The 22,075-nt window shown below is 73.7% G+C and carries 22 protein-coding genes and 1 riboswitch; of the genes, 18 read left to right on the plus strand and 4 right to left on the minus strand.

Features of this window, described 5'->3' with window-relative positions; translation table 11 throughout:
- Nucleotides 1-160: 160 nt before the first annotated feature.
- From ligA to AA0Z99_RS03595, 6 genes are all read left to right on the plus strand, one after another.
- On the plus strand, nt 161-2,578 hold the full coding sequence (ligA, locus tag AA0Z99_RS03570; RefSeq protein ID WP_413319525.1) for an NAD-dependent DNA ligase LigA: 2,418 nt from the start codon (nt 161-163) through the stop codon (nt 2,576-2,578).
- Entirely contained in the window at nt 2,578-3,084 is a 507-nt protein-coding gene (locus AA0Z99_RS03575) for a mycothiol transferase (protein WP_413319526.1), read from the plus strand. The genes ligA and AA0Z99_RS03575 overlap by 1 nt, the downstream gene beginning before the upstream one ends.
- Complete coding sequence (locus AA0Z99_RS03580) at nt 3,081-4,226, plus strand: AAA family ATPase (protein ID WP_413319528.1); 1,146 nt, start codon at nt 3,081-3,083, stop codon at nt 4,224-4,226. The genes AA0Z99_RS03575 and AA0Z99_RS03580 overlap by 4 nt, the downstream gene beginning before the upstream one ends.
- Nucleotides 4,227-4,268: 42 nt before the next feature.
- On the plus strand, nt 4,269-5,252 hold the full coding sequence (locus AA0Z99_RS03585) for a hypothetical protein (RefSeq protein ID WP_413319530.1): 984 nt from the start codon (nt 4,269-4,271) through the stop codon (nt 5,250-5,252).
- 33 nt (nt 5,253-5,285) lie between these two features.
- The gene (locus AA0Z99_RS03590; RefSeq protein WP_413319532.1) at nt 5,286-6,089 is read left to right on the plus strand and encodes a MerR family transcriptional regulator; all 804 of its coding nucleotides are present in this window, start codon (nt 5,286-5,288) and stop codon (nt 6,087-6,089) included.
- Nucleotides 6,090-6,173: 84 nt separating this feature from the next.
- Complete coding sequence (locus AA0Z99_RS03595; protein ID WP_413319533.1) at nt 6,174-6,902, plus strand: alpha/beta fold hydrolase; 729 nt, start codon at nt 6,174-6,176, stop codon at nt 6,900-6,902.
- 78 nt (nt 6,903-6,980) lie between these two features.
- Here AA0Z99_RS03595 and AA0Z99_RS03600 read toward each other — a convergent pair whose 3' ends face one another.
- Nucleotides 6,981-8,042, minus strand: a complete 1,062-nt coding sequence (locus tag AA0Z99_RS03600) for an Rv2578c family radical SAM protein (RefSeq protein ID WP_413319535.1) — start codon at nt 8,040-8,042, stop codon at nt 6,981-6,983.
- Between the two features lie 66 nt (nt 8,043-8,108).
- Here AA0Z99_RS03600 and AA0Z99_RS03605 point away from each other — a divergent pair, with 66 nt between their 5' ends.
- From AA0Z99_RS03605 to AA0Z99_RS03625, 5 genes are all read left to right on the plus strand, one after another.
- Nucleotides 8,109-9,131, plus strand: a complete 1,023-nt coding sequence (locus tag AA0Z99_RS03605; protein ID WP_413319537.1) for a YdcF family protein — start codon at nt 8,109-8,111, stop codon at nt 9,129-9,131.
- Nucleotides 9,132-9,297: 166 nt separating this feature from the next.
- Nucleotides 9,298-9,597, plus strand: a complete 300-nt coding sequence (gatC, locus tag AA0Z99_RS03610; protein WP_413319539.1) for an Asp-tRNA(Asn)/Glu-tRNA(Gln) amidotransferase subunit GatC — start codon at nt 9,298-9,300, stop codon at nt 9,595-9,597.
- Entirely contained in the window at nt 9,597-11,168 is a 1,572-nt protein-coding gene (gatA, locus tag AA0Z99_RS03615) for an Asp-tRNA(Asn)/Glu-tRNA(Gln) amidotransferase subunit GatA (RefSeq protein WP_413319541.1), read from the plus strand. The genes gatC and gatA overlap by 1 nt, the downstream gene beginning before the upstream one ends.
- Entirely contained in the window at nt 11,165-12,676 is a 1,512-nt protein-coding gene (gene gatB / locus AA0Z99_RS03620) for an Asp-tRNA(Asn)/Glu-tRNA(Gln) amidotransferase subunit GatB (RefSeq protein ID WP_413319543.1), read from the plus strand. The genes gatA and gatB overlap by 4 nt, the downstream gene beginning before the upstream one ends.
- Before the next feature lie 119 nt (nt 12,677-12,795).
- The gene (locus AA0Z99_RS03625; protein WP_413319545.1) at nt 12,796-13,068 is read left to right on the plus strand and encodes a GlsB/YeaQ/YmgE family stress response membrane protein; all 273 of its coding nucleotides are present in this window, start codon (nt 12,796-12,798) and stop codon (nt 13,066-13,068) included.
- Between the two features lie 97 nt (nt 13,069-13,165).
- Here AA0Z99_RS03625 and AA0Z99_RS03630 read toward each other — a convergent pair whose 3' ends face one another.
- Nucleotides 13,166-14,089, minus strand: coding sequence for a TIGR03560 family F420-dependent LLM class oxidoreductase (locus tag AA0Z99_RS03630; RefSeq protein WP_413319547.1), 924 nt, complete (start codon nt 14,087-14,089; stop codon nt 13,166-13,168).
- Between the two features lie 96 nt (nt 14,090-14,185).
- On the opposite strand from AA0Z99_RS03630, the gene AA0Z99_RS03635 reads away from it, so the two are divergent.
- Nucleotides 14,186-15,220, plus strand: coding sequence for an LLM class F420-dependent oxidoreductase (locus AA0Z99_RS03635; RefSeq protein WP_413319549.1), 1,035 nt, complete (start codon nt 14,186-14,188; stop codon nt 15,218-15,220).
- A gap of 69 nt (nt 15,221-15,289) precedes the next feature.
- Nucleotides 15,290-16,132 carry a DUF3097 domain-containing protein gene (locus tag AA0Z99_RS03640; protein WP_413319551.1) on the plus strand — a complete coding sequence of 281 codons (843 nt, stop codon included), beginning with the start codon at nt 15,290-15,292 and terminating at the stop codon, nt 16,130-16,132.
- Nucleotides 16,133-16,222: 90 nt separating this feature from the next.
- Here AA0Z99_RS03640 and AA0Z99_RS03645 read toward each other — a convergent pair whose 3' ends face one another.
- Nucleotides 16,223-16,984: an SGNH/GDSL hydrolase family protein gene (locus tag AA0Z99_RS03645; protein ID WP_413319553.1), complete on the minus strand. Its 762-nt coding sequence runs from the start codon at nt 16,982-16,984 to the stop codon at nt 16,223-16,225.
- A gap of 79 nt (nt 16,985-17,063) precedes the next feature.
- A riboswitch (TPP riboswitch) is annotated at nt 17,064-17,172 on the plus strand.
- Between the two features lie 26 nt (nt 17,173-17,198).
- On the opposite strand from AA0Z99_RS03645, the gene AA0Z99_RS03650 reads away from it, so the two are divergent.
- From AA0Z99_RS03650 to AA0Z99_RS03670, 5 genes are all read left to right on the plus strand, one after another.
- On the plus strand, nt 17,199-17,822 hold the full coding sequence (locus AA0Z99_RS03650; protein WP_413319555.1) for an ECF transporter S component: 624 nt from the start codon (nt 17,199-17,201) through the stop codon (nt 17,820-17,822).
- Nucleotides 17,819-19,309: an ABC transporter ATP-binding protein gene (locus tag AA0Z99_RS03655; RefSeq protein WP_413319557.1), complete on the plus strand. Its 1,491-nt coding sequence runs from the start codon at nt 17,819-17,821 to the stop codon at nt 19,307-19,309. The genes AA0Z99_RS03650 and AA0Z99_RS03655 overlap by 4 nt, the downstream gene beginning before the upstream one ends.
- Nucleotides 19,306-20,088: an energy-coupling factor transporter transmembrane component T family protein gene (locus tag AA0Z99_RS03660; RefSeq protein WP_413319559.1), complete on the plus strand. Its 783-nt coding sequence runs from the start codon at nt 19,306-19,308 to the stop codon at nt 20,086-20,088. Before AA0Z99_RS03655 ends, AA0Z99_RS03660 begins: the two co-directional genes overlap by 4 nt.
- Entirely contained in the window at nt 20,082-20,555 is a 474-nt protein-coding gene (locus AA0Z99_RS03665; protein ID WP_413319561.1) for a hypothetical protein, read from the plus strand. Before AA0Z99_RS03660 ends, AA0Z99_RS03665 begins: the two co-directional genes overlap by 7 nt.
- 75 nt (nt 20,556-20,630) lie before the next feature.
- Nucleotides 20,631-21,701: an NAD(P)-dependent alcohol dehydrogenase gene (locus AA0Z99_RS03670; protein WP_413319563.1), complete on the plus strand. Its 1,071-nt coding sequence runs from the start codon at nt 20,631-20,633 to the stop codon at nt 21,699-21,701.
- Nucleotides 21,702-21,726: 25 nt separating this feature from the next.
- On the opposite strand, the gene AA0Z99_RS03675 is transcribed toward AA0Z99_RS03670, so the two are convergent.
- The gene (locus AA0Z99_RS03675) at nt 21,727-22,062 is read right to left on the minus strand and encodes a metallopeptidase family protein (protein ID WP_413320746.1); all 336 of its coding nucleotides are present in this window, start codon (nt 22,060-22,062) and stop codon (nt 21,727-21,729) included.
- Between the last annotated feature and the right edge of the window lie 13 nt (nt 22,063-22,075).

The raw sequence follows: 22,075 nt of genomic DNA on the forward strand, positions 1-22,075 counted from the left end.
TGGTGTCGCTGTGGGTTCGGAGCGTCGACCGGGGCGGATTGGCGCAGGCTCCCGCGCAGCCGCCCGGATCGACGCCGCGAGCACCGGCGCTCGCCGTGCTGCCGCGGATCCGGCCACCGGATGCGGCGCTCGTGTCAGCGGGCGGTGGCACCATGGGGGCATGGCGAGCCCCGAGGCCACGAAGCCCACCGCACCAGCGTCCCCGCGCGCATCCGACGCGGGCATCGCCCCCGCCGACCTGCCGACGGCCAACGCGCGCGCGCAGGAGCTGCGCGAGCAGATCGAGGCGGCGAGCGCCGCCTACTACGACCGCGACCAGTCGCTGATGCCCGACGCGAGCTACGACGCGCTCGTGCGCGAGCTGGACGAGCTCGAGCGCGAGCACCCGGAGCTGCAGAGCCAGGACTCGCCGACGCAAGCGGTGCAGGGCGGCGCGGCCAGCGGGCTGCCGACCATCGAGCACGCCGAGCGCATGCTGAGCCTCGACAACGTGTTCTCGGTGGAGGAGCTGCGGGAGTGGTGCGCCAAGGCCGAGGCCGCGGCCGGGCGGCCCGTCGCCTGGCTCACCGAGCTGAAGATCGACGGGCTGGCCGTGGCGCTGCGCTACGAGCGCGGCGTGCTCACGAGCGCAGCGACGCGCGGCGACGGAAGGGTGGGTGAGATCGTCACGCCCAACGCGCTCCGCGTCGCGGGGATCCCGGCGCGGCTCGCCGGCGAGGGGCATCCCGAGATCGTCGAGGTGCGGGGCGAGGCCTTCATCCCGGTCGCCGCGTTCGAGCGGCTGAACGCGCTGCAGGTGGCGCTGCGCGACCGCTCGGTCGCGGACGACCGCGAGCGCCTGGGCGCCCGCTTCGACGAGGAGCGGGCCACCGATCGCGCGCTCCGCCGCTTCCCGACCTTCGCGAACCCGCGCAACGCCGCCTCCGGCGGCCTGCGGCAGCAGCTGGAGAAGAAGTCCGGGCTCGAGCGCGAGGCGGGCGAGGCGCGCATCGAGTCGCTCGCCCTGTACGTGCACGGCATCGGGGCGTGGGACGACCCGCCCGTCGCGGGGCAGAGCGAGGTGTACGAGCTGCTCGCCCAGTGGGGGCTGCCGACGAGCCCGCACACGCGCGTCGAGCGCGACGTCGACGCGGTGGTGGCGTTCGTGGAGCGCTACGGCGCCGGGCGCGGCGCGGTGGAGCACCAGATCGACGGGGTGGTCGTCAAGGTCGACGAGCTCGCACTGCACGCCGAGCTCGGCACCACCAGCCGCGCGCCGCGCTGGGCCATCGCCTACAAGTACCCGCCGGAGGAGGTGCACACGAAGCTGCTGGACATCGTGGTGTCGGTGGGGCGCACCGGGCGCGCGACGCCGTTCGCGGCGATGGAGCCGGTGCACGTCGCCGGCTCGGTGGTTCGGCAGGCGACCCTCCACAACCAGGAGGTGGTGCGGGCCAAGGGCGTGCTCATCGGCGACACCGTGGTGCTGCGGAAGGCCGGCGACGTGATCCCCGAGGTGCTGGGCGCCGTCGTCGAGCTGCGCGACGGCAGCGAGCGCGAGTTCGTGATGCCGAGCGACTGCCCCGAGTGCGGCACGGCGCTGCGCCCCATGAAGGAGGGGGACATCGACCTGCGCTGCCCGAACGCGCGATCGTGCCCTGCGCAGGTGCGCGGTCGCGTCGAGCACATCGGCTCGCGCGGCGCGCTCGACATCGAGGCGCTCGGCGAGGTGACCGCCGCTGCGCTGACGCAGCCCACGGTGCCGAAGGCGCCGCCCCTCGTGACGGAGGCTCGGCTCTTCGAGCTCACGATGGAGGAGCTCGTGCCGATCGAGGTCGTCGTGCGCGATGCCGAGACGGGCGAGCCGAAGGTCGATGACGCCGGGGCACCGGTCGTGCGCGCGCCGTTCCAGCGCGTCGAGCTCACCTATCCGCCCGGCGCGGAGGAGCTGACGCCGGCGGAGCGCCGCAAGGCGGGCATCCGCAAGGACCACCGGGTGCTGCACCCCTCGGCGCAAGCGACCACGCTGCTGTCCGAGCTCGAGGCAGCGAAGACGAAGGATCTCTGGCGACAGCTCGTCTCGCTCAACATCCGCCACGTCGGGCCGGTCGCGGCTCGCGCCCTGGCCGACTGGTTCGGCTCGCTCGACGCCATCGAGGCGGCCTCGTCGGCAGAGCTCGCGGAGGTCGAGGGCGTCGGCCCGATCATCGCCGATGCGGTGGTCGAGTGGCTCGCGGTCGACTGGCATCGCGAGATCGTGCAGTCGTGGCGCGCCGCGGGCGTGCGCTTCGCGACGCCCGGTCACGCAGGCCCTGGTGCTGCCGCGGAGCGCGGCGGCGTGCTCGCAGGCCTGACGGTCGTCGCGACCGGCACGCTCGAGGGCTACACCCGCGACGAGGCGCAGGAGGCCATCATCGGCGCTGGCGGCAAGGCGGCCTCGAGCGTGTCGAAGAAGACCGACTTCGTCGCCGCCGGCCCCGGGGCTGGCTCGAAGCTCGGCAAGGCCGAGGCCCTCGGCATCCGGATCCTCGACGCCGAGGGCTTCCGCATCCTGGTCACCGAGGGCCCGGACGCCCTCCCCACACCTGAGGAGGAGTGATGGACGCCATCGCGATCCTGACCGAGTCCCTCTCGCGCGTGCCGGAATCGGCTCGACGCGCGGTCGAGGGGCTCTCGCCCGAGCTGCTGGCGGAGCCGCCCTCCCCGGGCGCGAACACGATCGGCTGGCTCGTCTGGCACCTGGCGCGCGTGCAGGACGCGCAGGTCGCCGATGCGGCGGGCACCGAGCAGGTCTACGTCAGCGGTGCGTGGGGGGCGCGGTTCGGCCTCGAGTCGGACGCGTCGGACACCGGGTACGGGCACAACGCCGACGCGGTGCGCGCGGTGCGGCCGGAGTCGGCGCAGGCGCTGCTGGACTACCTCGACGCGGTGCACGCCGCGACGCTGGCCTACCTCCGCACGCTGTCGCCGGCGGATCTGGAGCGCGTCGTGGACGACGCCTGGGACCCACCCGTGACGCTCGGCGTGCGGCTCGTCAGCATCGTCGACGACGACGTGCAGCACGTCGGCCAGGCCGCCTACGCGCGCGGGCTGCTCGAGGCGTGATCACCCGCCTCGCGATCGAGGGCTACCGCTCGATCCGCTCGCTCGCCGTCGACCTCGCGCCGCTCACCGTCGTCACCGGCGCGAACGGCTCTGGCAAGTCCAACCTCTACCGGGCGCTGCGGCTGCTCGCCGACTGCGGCGAGGGCCGGATCATCGGCTCGCTCGCGAGCGTCGGTGGTCTCGAGGCGGTCCGCTGGGCAGGGCCGGAGCGCGGCACGCGCCCGGGCCTGCGCGCGCAGGGCACCGTGCGCGGCGGCGCGGTCGCGCTGCGCCTGGGGGTCGCGACCGACCACCTCGGCTACGCGATCGACCTCGGGCTGCCCATCGCGCAGCAGAGCGTCTTCGACCGCGACCCGGAGATCAAGCAGGAGCACGTCTTCGCCGGCGCCGACCCCCGGCCGGCGGGCATGCTCGTCGAGCGCAAGGGCGGCTTCGCCCGCGTCGCGAGCGGCAGCGGGTGGGCCGAGGTCGCGCGCGGGCTGCACCCGTGGGCCTCCGTGCTCGACGAGTTCGCCGGCCACACCGAGGCGGCGGAGCTCGCCGGCACCCGGCGCATGCTGCGCAGCTGGCGATTCCACGACGCCCTGCGCACCGATGCGACCTCGCCCGCGCGCCAGCCCCAGGTCGCCACGCGCGCATCGCGCCTCGACGACGACGGCGCCAACCTGGCGGCGGTGCTGCAGACCGCGATCGAGCAGGGCCACGAGCGCGAGCTCGATCGCGCCATCCAGGACGCCTTCCCCGGTTCGCGCCTCCAGCTGCGGCTGCCCTCGGCCGACGGGCGCATGCAGGTCGCGCTCGAGCAGCCCGGCGTCCTCCGCCCGCTGACGGCAGCAGAGCTCTCCGACGGCACGCTGCAGTACCTGCTGCTCACCGCGGCGATGCTCTCGGCCGAGAAGCCAGAGCTCATCGTGCTGAACGAGCCGGAGCGCAGCCTCCACGGCGACCTGGTGCCTGCGCTGACAGAGCGCATCCGGAGCGCCGCCCAGACGACGCAGGTGGTCGTGGTCACCCATCAGGCGCAGCTCGCGGACGCGCTCGGTGGGACGCGCATCGAGCTCGAGAAGCAGATGGGGGAGACGATCGTCTCGGGCCGCGAGGGGCTGCTCGACCAGCCCTCCTGGCACTGGCCGACGCGCTGATCGCTCGGCCACCGCCGATCCGCCGCCGGTAGCGTGCTGGCCATGACGCACGACGACGATCAGCACGCCCACGCGCAGCAGCAGCGCGCACGACGCGACCGGGTGCAGGCCGCGTTCGGCGACCTCCTCACGATCGGCGGCGATTCCCTCTCGCCGTGGAGCGATGTCTGGAGCGCCCGCGTGCACGGCGGCGCCGACGACGTCGAGGCGGTGGTGAAGCAGACCTGGCGCCACGCCGAGCCGCTTGAGGCGTGGCAGCGCACCCTCGTCGCCCGCGGCATCCGCACGGTCTCGCCGCTGCTGCCGACCGTGCTCGTCGGCGACGACGACGACGCCGAGCGCTGGGTCGCCTACCCACGCCTGGCCGGTCGCGAGTGGGACGGCGGCGTCGCAGACCTCGCCGCGGCAGGCACGCTCCTCGGGCAGATGCACACCGCCTCCGAGGGACTCGCGATCGAGGGCTTCGCGCCGTTCGAGTGGGGCAGCGCCGAGCGCTCGTCCATCGAGGAGGACATCGCGGCGCTGCGCGCGTCGGTCGACGAGCACTGGCCCGCGGCCGACCTCGAGCGGTGGGTGGGTCAGCTGGGCGCGTTCCCCGAGCTGCTGGAGCGCGTGCGCGTCGCCGACGTGCCGCTGCTGCCGGTGTCGCTCGACCACCGCGCGACGAACCTGCTGTTCGACGAGGCTGGCGCGCTGATGCTCGACCTCGAGAACGCGGCGCTCGCCCCGCGCCTCCTCGACCTGGCGGTCGCGGCCCTGCTCTTCCCGCTCGAGCACGCCGGCGCCGCTGGCAGCGCGCTCGGGAGCGAGGAGTGGGCGGCGTTCCGCGACGGGTACCTCGGCGCATGCACCCTGACGCGCCAGGAGCGGGCGCTGTGGCCGGCCGCGCTCACCTACATGAAGCTCGAGTGGGGCACCTGGCACCTGACCGAGGGCGTCGAGGTCGAGCCCGAGGGCAACCTCGGATTCCTCGAGGACCTGCTGACGCTCGACGAGCACGCGCGGTTCCCGCTCGAGAGGGCTTGACCCTCACACCGTGTGAGGCGGGAGAACGGGAGCATGCTGTCGATCGGAGCCTTCGCAGACCTCGGGCAGGTCAGCGTGCGGATGCTGCGGCACTGGGATGCCGTGGGCCTGCTGCCGCCGGCGCACGTCGATGCCTGGACGGGGTACCGCAGCTACGCCGCGGAGCAGCTCGACCGGCTGCACCGCATCGTGGCGCTGCGCGACCTCGGCTTCGGCATCGAGGCCGTGCGCACGCTGCTCGAGGAGGGCGTCGCACCCGAGCGGCTCGAGGAGCTGCTGCAGCTGCACCGGGCGACGGTGGAGCACGAGCACGCCGTCGCCACCGCTCGCCTCGTCGAGGTCGAGCGCAGGATCACCCGCATCCAGGAGGAGCAGGACATGACCGAGATCGAGATCATCACGAAGCCGCTGCAGGCGGTGCGCCTGGCGTCGCTGAGCGTCGTCATCGAGCAGCCGGAGGAGACGGCCGCCCACGTCGAGCGCATCTTCGCCGAGGCACAGGGGCGCATCGAGGCCGCCGGCGGTTCGCTCGCGACGCCCATCGCCGTCTACGACACCGACGAGCGGGGCATGCGCGTGACCGCGGGCTACGCCATCGACGCGCAGGTCGACGGGCTCGACAGCGTCGAGCTCCCCGCGGTGCCGCTGGGGGCCTGCGCGGTGCACCTGGGGCCGATGTCGGGCATCCGCGACACCTGGGAGGCGCTGCACCGGGGGCTCGAGGCGCGTGGCATGCGCTCGAGCGGCGCGGCCCGCGAGCTGTACGTGCGCGCTGCGCCCGAGCACGACCAGAGCGCGTGGGTGACTGAGCTGCAGGTGCCCGTGGTGCGAGCCTGACCGCCCGCCGCGATCGAGGCGCCGACTCGAGCGCGAGGCGCACCGGGGTGGATGCTGCGGGGGCGCGCTCCTAAGGTGGAGCGCATGCCCGACGCACTGCCAGGATCGCCGACCCCCCGGCACCCGCTCGCCGCGCAGGCAGCCAGGCTGGTGTTCGTGCACGGCTCTGGGCGCGCGGGCGCTGCAGCGTTCCCGGCGCAGGCGGCGGCCTTCCCCTCCGCGCAGTTCCCCGTGCTGGCCGGCTACGGCGGGGAGGCGCCGGCGGTGGGCGACGTCGCCGCGTCGGCGCAGGCGGTCGCGCTCGCCTCGACCGGCGCCGACGGCGTCGTCGGATTCAGCTACGGAGGCGTGGTCGCGGCGATGGCCGCATGCATGGAGCCGCCGGCCGCGCTCGTGCTGATCGAACCCGCGCTCTTCCAGCTCTCGAGCGATCGACCCGCGACCGCTCGCCTGATCGAGCGCCTGGAACCCATCTACCTCGACACCTCGCTCACCGACGCGACCTTCGAGCGCGCGCTCGTACGGGCGCTGACGGGCCAGGACATGGGTGCCGCGGCGACGGCGGAGGCGCTCCGGTCGTCGCGCAGGAGCAGGCTCCACGGCGCCCCGTGGCGTCACGCGGTCGACACCGGCTGCCTCTCCGAGACGCGCACGCTCGTGCTGACGGGCGCATGGAACGACGAGTACGAGGAGGTGGCGGAGGCCTTGGTCGAGCTCGGCGCCGAGCACGCGGTGCTGCCCGGGCACGGGCACCGCGTGCTCGACCATCCCGACTGCAGCGAGCGCATCCGCGCCTTCGTCGACGCGGCCTGAGGGCGACCCTCGACGCCTGCGCCGCTCGAGTCCTGCGCCCACGATGGCGCCGCATCGACCCCCTCCGGATCTCGCGCCTCAGAACAGCGTCGCGCCCGTGGCGGCAGCGGCGCGCAGCGGCTCGGTCGTCGACGTGAGCTGCGTCGCGCGCGGCGGGGGAGCAGCGAGCCCGGTGCCCGCTGCGACCCGCACGGGCGCGAGCCGGTGCTGCCGAAGCAGCGGGCGGATGCGCTCCCGCAGCCAGTCGCGATACTCGCGCTTGGCGTAGGCGCCGCGACCGTAGACGCGGCCGTAGAGCGGCATCAGGTGCGGATGCGCCTCCTGCAGCCAGGAGAGGTACCACTCCCTCGCGCCCGGCCGCAGGTGGAGCGCACTCGCGATGGCGCTCGTCGCGCCCGCGTCGGCGATCTGCTGCACGGCGCGCTCGAGGTGCTCGCGGGTGTCCGTGAGGCCGGGCAGCACCGGCATCGCGAAGACCGCGCAGTCGAGCCCGGCATCGCGCACGGCGCCGACGGTGGCGAGGCGTGAGCGCGTCGTGGGTGTGCCGGGCTCGACCTGCTGCTGCAGCCGGTCGTCGAAGATCGCGATCGACATCGCCACCGAGACGGGCACGTCGCGGGCGATCGCCGTCAGCAGCGGGAGGTCCCGGCGCAGCAGCGTGCCCTTGGTCAGGATCGAGATGGATGCGCCGTGCCGCGCCAGCGCCCGCAGCACGCCGGGCATGAGCCGGTAGCGGCCCTCTGCGCGCTGGTAGGGATCGGTGTTCGTGCCCAGCTGCACGGCGTCGACCGCGCGGCGTGGCCCGGCCAGCTCGCGCTCGAGCACCTCGACGAGGTTGGCCTTCACGACGATGCGCGAGTCGAAGTCGGCACCCGCGTCGAGGTCGAGGTAGGTGTGGGTGCCCCGAGCGAAGCAGTACCGGCACGCATGCTGGCACCCGCGGTAGGGGTTGATGGTCCAGCTGCCGCCCATGATCCCGTCTCCGGGCACGCGGTTGAGCGCGCTCTTGGCGGTGATCTCCAGGAAGCTGGCGCCGTCGAAGTCGGGGGTCGGCCACTGCTCGAGCACGCTCGCGCGCTCCTCGAGCCCGGGGAGCGCGTCGGTGTCGACGTGCGTCGCGGTCTGGCCGTCCCATCGCATGCCACCATTCGAACACACGTTCGATGCGGGCGCAAGCGCGTGGGCGCGCACGGCTAGGGTGCTCAGGTGCAGGCGAGCAGGAAGGGACACGCGCGGCGGCGGGTGCGCGTACTGGGCCCTGGTGGGCTGCTCTCCGGGGTGCGCGGCGCAGCGCTCTGGGGCACGGGCATGGTGGTCGCCTTCACCGCGCTGCTGACGCGCGCCGTGCGCCGGCCGGTCGCGGTGTGGCTCGACGTGCCGCTCGCGGAGGGCCTGTGGGCGCTGCTGGTCGCTGCGGCGCTGGTCGCGACCGTCGGCCTCGGTGGCGCGTCGATCTGGCACGCGCTCATGCTGCCCAGGCTCGTGCGCGTGCGCCGCGTGGATGCGGCGATCGCGGCGCTCGGCGTCGCGATGCTGCTGCTCGCCGTCGCCGCGGGTGTCGCCGCTGCCATCGATCCCGCGCTGGCGCGCGCGCTGCTGCTGCTGGCCCTGCCGCTGTGGGCGGCAGGCCTCGCCGCCGTCGCGCTCGCGATGGCGACGCTGCTGCACGCGCGGCGGCGCCGCTCCATCCGCGCGGCGAGCACCGTCCTGATCCTCGGCGCGGGGCTGCGGGGGCGCGAGGTGGGCCCGCTCCTGCGGCGTCGCGTCGAGCGCGGGGCCCAGCTCTGGCGATCCTCCCTCGCGTCGCGGCCCGGGGCGCGGATCGTGGTCTCCGGCGGGCAGGGTGCCGATGAGGTGCGCTCCGAGGCCTCCGCCATGGCCGAGCACCTCGTCGCGCACCTGGGCGTGCCGCAGGCGGTCATCGACCTCGAGGAGGCGTCGACGACGACGCGGGAGAACCTGGAGCTCTCCCGCCCGCTCATCACCGGACCCGGCCGTGCGCCGCTCGCGGTCGTGACGAGCGAGTACCACGCCTTCCGCACCGCGGGACTGCTCGAGCGGCTGGGGATCGAGGGCAGCGTCGTCGGTGCCCGGACCAGGCCCTCCTATCGCCCCGGGGCCATCGTGCGCGAGGCGTTCGCGGTCGCGGCGCAGCGCCGCTGGTGGTGCATCGCCGCCGCCGCGGGGCTCTGGGCGCTCGCGGCCTGGGTGCTCGTGACCCGACCGTAGGATTGGGAGCATCCGGGCTCACTCCCGTGGGTCCGGTGGCCTCCGGGTCGAGGAGCGCCGCGCAGCGCGCGACGCGTCGCGAGACGTCCTCGATCCCCGAGCGATCCCGGAAGCCGCACGAGCTCGACAGCACGATCGCCCGCCCCCTGATTCGAGGAGACCCCACGTGTCCGACATCACCCGCGAGCAGGTCCAGCACCTCGCTGGTCTCGCTCGCATCGCGCTCACCGACGAGGAGGTCGCGAGCCTGACGACCGAGCTGTCGCAGATCGTCGACGCCATCGCCACCGTCCGCGAGGTCGCCGGCGACGACGTCCCCGCGACGAGCCACCCGGTGCCGATGGCCAACGTGCTGCGCGCCGACGTGGTGGGCGAGACGCTCACGCACGAGCAGGCCTTCGCGGGCGCCCCGAGCCACGACGGCGAGCGCTTCCGCGTCTCCGCGATCCTCGGTGAGGAGCAGTGATGAGCGATCTCACCCGCGTCACCGGCCACGAGCTGGCCGGGCTCCTCTCCTCCGGTGCGGTGTCGAGCGTCGAGGCGACGCAAGCGCACCTCGACCGCATCGCCGCGGTCGACGGCGAGATCCACGCCTTCCTGCACGTGAACGCCGGTGCGCTCGAGCAGGCTGCCGCGATCGACGCGCGCCGCGCGTCGGGGGAGCAGCTGCACGAGCTCGCCGGCGCTCCGGTCGCGATCAAGGATGTGCTGTGCACTGTCGGCATGCCCTCCACCTCGGGCTCCAAGATGCTCGAAGGGTGGATCCCGCCCTACGACGCGACCGTCGTCGCGCGCCTGAAGCAGGCGGGCATGGTGGCGCTCGGCAAGACCAACATGGATGAGTTCGCGATGGGCTCGAGCACCGAGCACTCGGCGTACGGCCCCACGCGCAACCCCTGGGACACCGACCGCATCCCGGGCGGCTCCGGCGGCGGCTCAGCGGCAGCCGTCGCGGCCTTCGAGGCGCCGTTCGCCCTCGGCAGCGACACCGGCGGCTCGATCCGCCAGCCCGCTGCCGTCACGGGAACGGTCGGCGTCAAGCCCACCTACGGCGGCGTGAGCCGCTACGGCGCGATCGCGCTGGCCTCGAGCCTCGACCAGGTGGGCCCCGTCACGCGCACGGTGCTCGACTCGGCGCTCGTCCACGACGTCATCGGCGGGTTCGACGGCAACGACTCGACGAGCCTCGACCGCGAGTGGCCGTCGTTCGCGGCGGCTGCCCGCGAGGGCGCCGCGAGCGGCAGTCTCGCCGGTCTCACCGTCGGCGTGGTCAAGGAGCTCGATGCCGGGGGCATCGCGAGCGACGTGCAGGCGCGCTTCCGGGAGACGGTGGCGGTGCTGACGGAGGCCGGAGCCGACGTCGTCGAGGTCTCGTGCCCGTCGTTCGAGTACGCGGTCGCCGCGTACTACCTGATCCTCCCCGCCGAGGCATCGTCCAACCTGGCCCGCTTCGACTCGGTGCGCTTCGGCCTCCGGCTCGAGCAGCAGGGCCAGACCGTCGAGGACGTCATGGCGGCCAGTCGCGAGGCGGGGCTCGGCCCCGAGGTGAAGCGCCGCATCATCCTCGGCACCTACGCGCTCTCCGCCGGCTACTACGACGCCTACTACGGCTCCGCGCAGCAGGTGCGCACGCTCATCCAGCGCGACTTCGACGCGGCGTTCGAGCGGGTCGACCTGCTGATCAGTCCCGCGGCCCCGACGACCGCCTTCCGGATCGGCGAGAAGATCGACGATCCGCTGGCGATGTACGTCAACGACATCACCACCATCCCGGCGAACCTCGCCGGCATCCCGGGCATGGGGCTCCCGATGGGGCTCGGCGACGACGGCATGCCCGTCGGCCTGCAGGTGCTCGCGCCGATGTTCGAGGATGCGCGGCTCTACCGCGCCGGCGCGACCATCGAGGCGCTCCTGTCGGAGCGCTGGGGCGGCATCCTGACGACCAAGGCTCCAGCGCTCCGAGACGCCGCCTCCGGGGGCCCATCAGGGCGCGACCTCGGACATGCCGGGACCCAGACGACGGGAGCAGCACGATGAAGGCCAAGCTGATGGACTTCGACAAGGCGCTCGAGCTGTTCGAGCCCGTCCTCGGCTTCGAGGTGCACGTCGAGCTCGGCACCAGGACCAAGATGTTCTCGGCGGCGCCGAACCCGGCGCACCCCGACTTCCACGACGTGGAGCCGAACACGCTCATCGATCCGCTGAGCCTGGGGCTGCCAGGCAGCCTCCCGGTGACGAACGAGCTCGCGGTGCGCTACTCCGTCTCGCTCGGACTGGCGCTGGGCTGCGAGATCGCGGAGTCGTGCCGCTTCGCGCGCAAGAACTACTTCTATCCCGACGTGCCGAAGAACTACCAGATCTCGCAGTACGACGAGCCCATCGCCTTCGAGGGCGAGGTCGAGATCGAGCTCGCGAGCGGACGGCAGATCACCGTGCCCATCGAGCGGGCGCACATGGAGGAGGACGCGGGCAAGCTCACGCACGTCGGCGGCTCCACCGGCCGCATCCAGGGCGCCGAGTACTCGCTCGTCGACTACAACCGCGCCGGCGTCCCGCTCGTCGAGATCGTGACGAAGCCGATCTTCGGCGCCGAGCACGATGCACCAGAGGTCGCGAAGGCCTACGTCGCTGCGATCCGCGACATCGTGCTGTCGCTCGGCATCTCCGAGGCGCGGATGGAGCGCGGCAACCTGCGCTGCGACGCCAACGTGTCGCTGCGCCCGCGCGGTCAGGAGCAGCTCGGCACCCGCACGGAGACGAAGAACGTCAACTCCATGCGATCGGTCGAGCGCGCCGTGCGCTACGAGATCCAGCGGCAGGCGGCGATCCTCGCCGACGGCGGCACGATCACGCAGGAGACGCGCCACTGGCACGAGGACACCGGGGCCACCAGCCCTGGCCGCCCGAAGTCGGATGCCGACGACTACCGCTACTTCCCCGAGCCCGACCTGCTGCCGGTGGCACCCAGCCGCGAGCTCGTCGAGGAGCTGCGCGCCCAGCTGCCCGAGCAGCCCGTCGCGCGCCGCCGTCGCCTGAAGGCGGAGTGGGGCTTCACCGACCTCGAGTTCCAGGACGTCGTGAACGGCGACATGCTGCACCTCGTCGACGCGACGGTCGCCGCCGGAGCCACGCCCCAGTCGGCGCGCAAGTGGTGGACGGGGGAGATCGCGCGGGTGGCGAACGAGCGCGGCGTCGAGGCGGCGACGCTCGTCGAGCCCGCGCACGTGGCCGAGCTGCAGCGCCTGATCGACGAGGGCACGCTGACCGACCGGCTCGCGCGGCAGGCGCTCGAGGGCGTGATGGCCGGCGAGGGCAGCCCCGCGGCGGTCGCCGAGGCCCGCGGACTGCAGGTCGTGACGGACGACTCGGCGCTGGTGGCCGCCGTGGACGAGGCGCTCGCCGCGCAGCCCGACGTGCTCGCGAAGATCCGCGACGGCAAGGTGCAGGCGGCAGGGGCCGTGATCGGCGCCGTCATGAAGGCGATGCGCGGGCAGGCGGACGCGGCACGCGTGCGGGAGATTGTGCTCGAGCGCGCCGGGAGCTGAATCGGCGACTCCCAGGAATCTCCCATGAGTCTGCGTAGGCTTGGTGTCGGCCTCCGCCACCGCGGGGGCTCGGCGGGATCGCACCCTTGCACCGCTGCGTATGAGAAGGGACCACACACATGGGCATTCTCGGTTGGATCGTCCTCGGCCTCCTCGCGGGGGCCATCGCCAAGCTGATCCTCCCCGGCAAGCAGGGCGGCGGCTGGATCGTCACGCTGATCCTGGGCGTCGTCGGCGCTCTGCTCGGAGGCTTCCTCGGATCGGTGCTGTTCAACGCTCCGCTCGAGGACTTCTTCTCGATCCAGACCTGGCTCCTCGCCATCGGCGGCTCGCTCGTCGTGCTGCTGATCTGGGGTCTGATCACCAAGAACCGCGGCCGCACGAACGCCTGACGTTCGGCAGCAGCCAAGGAAGGGCCGCCCGTGAGGGCGGCCCTTCTGCGTGCCCGGCGGGCGTCGCGAAGGCACGCGATCGCCGGCTCCTCCCTGCTCAGTCGGTCGCCCGCACGCCCGTGAACGACGCGATCTCGTCGATGTGCTCGAGGTCGGTCATGTCCAGCGTCTGCAGGTAGACCCGCTCGACGCCGTCCGCCTCGAGCGCGCCCAGTCGATCCTCGACCTCGGCGCGGCTGCCGGCGATGCCGTGCTCGCGCAGCTCTGCGGGCTCGCGCCCGATCGACGCGGCGCGTCGCGCGAAGGTGGCCTCGTCGTCGCCGACGCACGCCACGAGGGCGACCGAGCGCACGACCGGCCGGGTCCGCTCCGCGCGCTCGATGGCCTCGTCGAGCGCCGAGAAGAGCGGGCGGATGCGGTCGAAGGCGGGGAAGGAGAGGTTGTGCTCGTCGGCGAACTCGGCTGCGAGCCGCGGAGTGCGCTTCGCACCGAGGCCACCGACGATCACCGGGATCCGCGCCTGCACCGGCTTCGGCAGGGCGGGGGAGTCGTCCAGCGCGTAGTGGTCGCCGGCGTAGGAGAAGCGCGCGCCCGCGGGCGTCTCCCACAGCCCCGTGACGATCGCCAGCTGCTCCTCGAGCAGGTCGAAGCGGCGCTCGGGGAAGGGGATGCCGAAGGCGCGGTGCTCGTCCTCGAACCAGCCGGTGCCGAGGCCGAGCTCGATGCGCCCGCCGGACATCGCATCGACGTTCGCCACCTGCACGGCGAGGATGCCCGGCAGCCGGTAGGTGACGGAGGAGACGAGCGTGCCCAGCCGGATCGACTGCGTGTCGCGCGCCAGGCCTGCCAGCGAGGTCCACGCATCGGTGGGCCCGTAGCCGGGATCGCCGTCGCCCATGCGCAGGTAGTGGTCGGAGCGGAAGAAGCCGTCGAAGCCGAGCTGCTCCGCGCGCAGCGCGATCGCGAGCAGCTCATCGTAGGAGGCGCCCTGCTGGGGCTCGGTGAAGATGCGGAAGTCCATGCGGCCAGCCTAAGGAGCCCACGCCCCATCGCGCCTGTGTGGTGGATCGCCGACAATCCGCGCGCGCAGCAGCCATGGAGGTGCCACGATCGGGCCATGGACTACGGCTACATGCTCGGCTACTGGAAGGCCGGCCCTCCCGCCGGTGCGCTCGAGGCGGTGCAGGAGGCCGAGCGCCTCGGCTTCGACTCCGTGTGGACGGCAGAGGCCTACGGCTCGGATGCGTTCACACCGCTGGCGTGGTGGGGCGCGGCGACGTCGACCATCAAGCTCGCCACCGGCATCGCGCAGCTCTCGGCGCGCACGCCGGCCTCCACCGCGATGACGGCGATGACGCTCGACCACCTCTCCGGCGGGCGCGTGGTGCTGGGGCTCGGCATCAGCGGCCCGCAGGTCGTCGAGGGCTGGTACGGGCAGCCGTTCCCGAAGCCGCTCGCGCGCACGCGCGAGTACGTCGCGATCCTGCGCAGCATCATGGCCCGGCGGGCGCCGGTCGAGGCGGCAGGTCCGCAGCTGCCGCTCCCGCGCACGGGCGAGGGCACCACGGGGCTCGGCAAGCCGCTGCTGTCGACGCTGCACCCGCTGCGCGAGCACATCCCCATCCACCTCGCCGCCGAGGGGCCGCGCAACACGGCGCTCGCGGCCGAGATCGCCGACGGCTGGCTGCCCTTCCTCTTCTCGCCCGCCAAGGACGCCGACGCGCGGGCGCTGCTCGCCGAGGGCTTCGCGAAGCGCGACGCGGCGCTGCCGAGCCCCGACGGGTTCGAGGTGTCGGTGCCGGTGCCGATCGTCGTCGACGACGACGTGGAGGTCGCGGCCGACCGCCTGCGCCCGATGATCGCGCTCTACGTGGGCGGCATGGGCGCGAAGGGCGCGAACTTCCACTTCGACGCCGTCGCGCGACTCGGGTTCGAGGCGGAGTGCCTCGAGATCCAGGAGCACTACCTCGCCGGTCGCAAGGCCGAGGCGATCGCCGCGGTGCCGATGCGACTCATCGACGAGATCGGGCTCGTCGGGCCGGTCGAGCGGGTGCGCGACGGGCTCGCGCGCTGGGACGAGTCGGTCGTGACGCGCATCCTGGTGCAGGGCGACGTCCACGCGCTCCGCGCGATCGCGCAGCTGCGGGGCTGACCCAGGCGCTGCGAGGCGTCCTCGGCGTTGCAGCCGGGCTGCGACGGGCCCGATCCGTACGATCGTCCGGTGCGGAACGACTGGGACAGCTGGGGCGGCGACGTGCTCTCCGCGGAGGCGAAGGCAGCCAGGGCCCCCGTGCCCCCGAAGCGCGTGCCGGCGGAGCGCGAGCTCGTCGTCGAGCGCCACGACGGCTACGTCGGCGCGGTCGTGCGCGTCGAGGCGGGCAGCGTGCACCTCGAGGATCGCCGCGGCGCGGTGCGCGCGTTCCCGCTCGGCCGGGGGTTCTTCGTCGACGGCGTGGAGGTCGAGCTCGTGCCGGCTGCCGCGAAGCAGGCAGGGCCGACGCGCACCGCCTCCGGCTCTCGCGCGGTCGAGGGGCTGCGGGCGCGCGTCGCGCTGCCGAGCCGCATCCTCGTCGAGGGCGTGCACGACGCGGAGCTCGTCGAGCAGGTGTGGGGCCACGACCTGCGCGTCGAGGGCGTCGTCGTCGAGCCGCTGCACGGCGCCGACGACCTCGCGGCGATCGTCGCCGACTTCGCTCCCACGCGGCAGCGCCGGCTCGGCATCCTGCTCGACCACCTCGTGCCGGGCTCCAAGGAGTCCCGCATCGCGGCGGCCGTCACGAGCGGTCCGCACGGTGCGCACGTGCGCATCGTCGGGCATCCGTACATCGACATCTGGCAGTCGATCAAGCCGGCGCGGCTCGGCATCGCCGGGTGGCCGGATGTGCCGATGGGCGAGGACTGGAAGCGCGGCACGTTGCGCAGGCTCGGCATGCCGCACGAGAGCCAGGAGGACGTCGGCCGGGCGTGGCAGCGGATCCGCTCGCGCGTGCGCGACTGGAACGACCTGGAGCCGGAGCTGCTGGGCCGCGTCGAGGAGCTGATCGACTTCGTGACCGCGCCGTAGGCGCGCTGTCGGTCGAGGAGCGCCGCGCGCAGCGCGACGCAGCTGTCGGTCGAGGAGCGCCGCGCGCAGCGCGACGCGTCACGAGACCAGCTACCCGACCGGCCCCACCTCGGTGAACGCGCTCAGCTTCGGGTCGCGCCCGTCGCCCGAGGACCGGCCAGTGAAGCGCCGGCCGAGCCACGGCAGCACGAACTCGCGGTAGTACTGCAGGTCGCGCCTGCCCTCCGCGGTCGTCACGCCCGTCAGGTCGCGCCAGCTCTCCGGCGCCTCGTGGCCGAGCGCGCGCAGCACGTTGCGCGCCACGTGCGCGTGTCCGGCCGCGTTGAGGTGGAGCCGGTCGACCGACCAGAAGCGGGGGCTGCGCAGCTCGGGGTCGGCCCAGTTGTCGACGTAGGGCGCGTCGAGATCGCCGACGTGCGCGCGGAAGGCGCGCGAGAGCGCGTCGCCCCGCCGCTGCATGACCGCGCCGATCGGCATCACCGCGCTCGGGTTGCCGCCCGAGAGCAGGATCGGGCGGATGCCCTCGGCCGCGATGCGGCGCGCGGCACCCGCCAGGCGCGCACCGACGTGGTCGATCGAGACGCGCGGTCGCAGGATGTCGTTGCCGCCGCCGTTGATGGAGATCGCGTCCGGTCGCAGCGCGATGGCGGCGTCGAGCTGCTCGTGCAGGATGCCCGCGAGCTTGCGGCCGCGGATCGCGAGATTGGCGTAGCGCACCGGGTGGCCCTGCGACGTCGCGAGCCCTGCGGCGACGAAGTCGGCCCATCCGCGCACCGAGCCGTCGGGCAGCTCGTCGCCGACGCCCTCCGTGAAGCTGTCGCCGACCGCGACGAACGAATGGATCTGCTGCACCGCACCAGCCTATGACCGCGCTGCCCCGCGGCCGGATCGCGGGGCAGACGAGCGGCACCGCGCATCGCTCGACTAGACTGGTGCGCGACACGGGAGTCCGGTGCGCCGGGCTGAGAGGAAGACCGCAGTCTTCGACCGTCACACCTGATCTGGATCATGCCAGCGCAGGGAGACACCTTCACCCGTGCCATCACATCCACGTGAAAGGCACAGCATGTCTGCAACCACTGCACCCACCCCATCCACCGCGCGCACCCCGCGCACCAGCCGCTGGCGGGTCGTCGACATCGTCGTCGCCGCTGTGCTCGGCGTCGCCACCGGCCTCCTGTTCGTGCTCTGGAACGGCGTCGGCGGCGCCTGGTTCGGCGCGATGGATGCGCTGACCCCGGGCTTCGGCGGGCTCGCCGTGGGCATCTGGCTCATCGGCGGCGTGCTCGGCGGGCTCATCATCCGCAAGCCCGGTGCGGCGCTCTTCGTCGAGCTGCTCGCCGCGACCGTCTCCATGCTGCTCGGCAGCCAGTGGGCGATCGAGACGGTGTACTCCGGGATCGCGCAGGGGCTCGGCGCCGAGCTGGTCTTCCTGCTCTTCGCCTACCGCCGCTTCGGGCCGATCGTCGCGATGCTCGCAGGTGTCGGCGCTGCCGTCGCAGCCTGGATCCTCGAGCTGTTCACCTCCGGCAACCTCGCGCTGAGCGGCGAGTTCCTGGCGATCTACCTCGGCTGCCTCGTCGTCTCCGGCGCCATCCTCGCGGGCCTACTGGGCTGGCTGCTGACGCGCGCGCTCGCGGCCACCGGCGTGCTCGACCGCTTCGCGTCGGGACGGTCGCGGCGCGCGTGACCGGATCGCGCATCCGCGCGCGCCACTGGGGCTGGCACCACGCCGGTCGCAGCGCGCCGGCGCTCGCCGGGCTCGACCTCGATGTCGAGCCCGGCGAGCGGGTGCTGCTGCTCGGGCCCTCCGGCGCGGGCAAGTCGACCCTGCTCGCAGCCCTCGCGGGCGTGCTCGGCGGCGACGAGGAGGGGGAAGAATCGGGCGAGCTGACCGTCGACGGCGCGCACCCGGCCAGCCGCCGCGGCCTCGCGGGACTCATGCTGCAGGATCCGCAGGCGAACACGATCATGTCGCGCGTCGGCGACGACGTCGCCTTCGGCTGCGAGAACCTCGCGGTGCCGCGCGACGAGATCTGGCAGCGGGTGCACGCGGCGCTCGACGCCGTCGGGCTCGACCTCGCGCTCGATCGCTCGACCGCGGCGCTGTCCGGCGGTCAGCGCCAGCGCCTGGCGCTCGCCGGCGTGATCGCGATGCGCCCGGGGCTGATCCTGCTGGACGAGCCGACGGCGAACCTCGATCCTGACGGGGTCGTCGAGGTGCGGGATGCGGTGGCGCGCGTCGCCGCGCAGACCGGCGCGACGCTCGTCGTCGTCGAGCACCGCGTCGAGACCTGGCTGCCCGTCGTCGACCGCGTGATCGTGCTCGCCCCGGGCGGCGGGGCAGTGGCGGACGGCTCGCCCTCGAGCGTGCTCGGCGCGCACCGGCGGCAGCTCGCCGACGACGGCGTCTGGGTCCCGGGGCTCCCGGTGGAGGTCGCGCGCGGCGAGCAGCGGCCGGGGCCGGCGCTGCTCGAGCTGGAGGGGCTGCGCTCCGGTCGGGGCGGCGTGCCCGTCCACCAGGCGGTCTCGGACGAGATCCGCGCGGGCCAGGCGCTCGTGATCACGGGACCGAACGGCGCCGGGAAGTCGACGCTCGCGCTGACGCTCGCCGGCTTGATGCCTGCGGTCGACGGGCGCGTGCGGGCGACGGAGGTGCTGCGGGATGCCGATGCGCACGCGCCGGGCGCGCTCGGCCGCGCGTCGCGGGATTGGCCCGTGCGCGAGGCGGCGCCGATCCGGTGGCGGCCGCGGCAGCTCGCGACGCGCATCGGCACGGTCTTCCAGCACCCCGAGCACCAGTTCGTGGCCGCGCGCGTGCGCGACGAGGTCGCCGCGGGCCTCCGGGCTCTGGGGCAGCCGCCTGCCGACGTCCAGCGGCGCGTCGACGGACTGCTGGCCGCGCTGCGCCTCGACGCGCTCGCCGACGCCAATCCCTTCACGCTCTCGGGCGGCGAGCAGCGGCGGCTCTCGGTCGCGACGGTGCTGGCGCCCGCCCCCCGGGTGATGGTGCTCGACGAGCCGACCTTCGGCCAGGATCGCCGCACCTGGCAGGAGCTCGTGCGGCTGATCGCCTCGCTCGTCGACGTGCAGGGCTGCGCGGTGGTGGCGGTGACGCATGACGCCGACGTCGTGCGCGTGCTCGGCGATCGCACGCTGCGGCTGGGCGCAGCATGACCCGCACCGCAGAGCGCGGCTCCGCCCTCGACCGCGTGAACCCGGTCACGCCGTTCGTCGCGGCCGTCGTCTACTCGATCCCGATGCTGCTGACCATCGACCTCGTCTCCGCGGCGGTCGCGCTCGGCGCCTGGCTGCTCGTGCTCGCCGCGCTCGGCATCGGGCCGCGAACCGTGCTGCGGCGCACGTGGCCGCTGCTCATCGCCGCGCCGCTGTCCGGGGTGAGCATGCTGCTCTACGCGGAGCCCGGCGGGCGCATCCACGCGCAGGTCTGGGTCGCGATCATCAGCGACCAGTCCATCGAGCTCGCGCTCGCGATCGTGGTGCGCGTGCTCGCCATCGGCATGCCGGTGCTCGTCGCGCTCGTCGGCGTCGACCCCACGCGGCTCGCCGACGGCCTGGCGCAGGTGGCCCGGCTGCCACACCGCTTCGTGCTCGCGGCGCTCGCGGGCGTGCGGCTGTGCAGCGTGCTGGGGGAGGACTGGCGCCAGATCTCCCTCGCCCGTCGCGCGCGTGGGCTCGGTGATGCGGGGGCCATCCGGCGCGCGCTGCAGTCGGCGTTCGCGCTGCTGGTCGTCGCGCTCCGGCGCGGCGGCACGCTCGCGACGGCCATGGAGGCGCGCGGCTTCGGCGGCCCCGAGCGCACCTGGGCGAGACCCTCGACCGTCGGCAGAGCCGATCTCGTCCTGCTCCTGCTCGTGCTCGCCGTCACCGCGCTCGCGATCGGCGCGTCGCTCGCGACCGGGTCGTTCCGGCCCGTCTGGCAGGGCACGTGGTGATCACGATCGTCGATGGTCGCTCCGGATCCGGCAAGACCCGGCTCGCAGCGCAGCTGTCGGCGGCGGGCGGCGGACGCGTCATCCACATGGACGACCTCTACGCCGGGTGGCACGGCCTGGCGACGGGCTCGCGCCTGCTCGAGCGCGGCATCCTCGGTCCTCTCGCCGCGGGTGAGCGGCCCACCTGGCGGCGGTGGGACTGGGCTGCGGGCGACTGGGGCGCTGAGGAGTCCGCGGTGCCGGGCGAGCGCCTCATCGTCGAGGGCTGCGGTTCGCTGACGATCGAGACGCGGCGGCACGCCGACCGCGCGATCTGGCTCGCGGCGCCCGAGGCGGTGCGGCGCACGCGAGCGTTCGAGCGCGACGGCGACGACTCGTGGTGGCAGCTGTGGCGCGAGCAGGAGGACGCGCACATCCTCGCGAACGCACCCGCAGCGCTCGCCGACGAGGTGCGCACGACCGGCTGAGGGGTGCTGCTCGGGCGCAGCCCGTAGGCTTGCGGACGGCATCGCACCGGTGCCGCGAGAGCTCGAGGGGGCACCGTGCCGATCCTGACCAAGGCGCTGCAGAAGACCGCAGCGGACCAGCCCTATCGCGTCGCCGAGATCGAGCGCCGCGATCCGCGCCCGAACGACGTGGTCATCGCGATCAAGGCGGCCGGCATCTGCCACAGCGACATCCACACGATCCGCGACGAGTGGGGGAGCGCGCCGTTCCCGCTCACCGTCGGTCACGAGATCGCCGGCATCGTCGAGGCCGTCGGCGACGCGGTCACGCGGCACGCGGTCGGCGACCGGGTGGGCGTGGGGTGCATGGTCGACTCGTGCGGCGAGTGCGAGCAGTGCCTGGCCGACCAGGAGCAGGACTGCCTGAACGGGCAGGTCGGCACCTACGCCTCCGTCGACCGCGACGGCACCGTGACGCAGGGCGGGTACGCCGAGACGATCGTCGTCGACGAGCGCTTCGTCCTCTCGATCCCCGAGGGCATCGAGCTCGACGTCGCCGCGCCGCTGCTCTGCGCAGGCATCACGCTCTACGCGCCGATCGACCGCTGGGGCGTGGGCGAGGGCACGCGGGTCGCGGTCATCGGCCTCGGCGGCCTCGGTCACATGGGCGTGCAGCTCGCGGCCGCCAAGGGCGCAGAGGTGACGGTGCTCTCGCGCTCGCGCGCGAAGGAGGCGCTCGCAGCCGAGCTCGGCGCGACTCGCACGATCGCCACCGGCGAGGAGGACTGGGATGCCGAGCTGCGCGGCACCTTCGACGTGATCCTGAACACGGTGAGCGCAGACCTCGACCTCGACCGCCACCTGCGGCTGCTGAAGCCGCACGGCGCCATGGTGAACGTCGGCCTGCCGCCGGAGGCGCAGTCCCTGAGGATCGGCTCGCTGATCGGCGGCGGCAAGGTGCTCGCGGGCTCGAACATCGGCGGCATCCGGCAGACGCAGGAGATGCTCGACTTCTGCGCCGCGCATGGCATCGGCGCGGTGATCGAGAGGATCGGCGTGACGGAGGTCGACGAGGCCTACGACCGCGTGGTCGCGGGCGACGTGCGGTTCCGCTTCGTCATCGACACGGCGACCTTCGCCGAGCAGGAGGCCGTGGGCGCCGCGTAGGGCGCGGCTGCGCGCCGCGGCGCCCTCAGGCCCAGCCGAGGCGGTGCAGCTTCTCGTCGTCGATGCCGTAGAAGTGGGCGATCTCGTGCACGAGCGTCGTGCGCACCTCGCCGCGCAGCTCGTCCAGCGTCCGGGCGGTCTCGACGTGCGGCAGGCGGTAGACCATGATGCGGTCGGGCAGCTCACCGAAGCCGTAGCTCCCGCGCTCCGTGATCGCGACGCCCTCGTACAGGCCGAGCAGATCCTCGTCAGGATGCTGGTCCTCGACCAGGAAGACGACGTTCTCGAGCCCCTCGACCATCTCGTCGGGCAGCTCGTCGAGCACCGAGGTCACCAGCTGCTCGAAGTCGTCGTGCCGCATCTCCACCCCTCCA

The sequence above is a fragment of the Agrococcus phoenicis genome, from assembly GCF_047302415.1.
Taxonomy (GTDB): Bacteria; Actinomycetota; Actinomycetes; order Actinomycetales; family Microbacteriaceae; genus Agrococcus.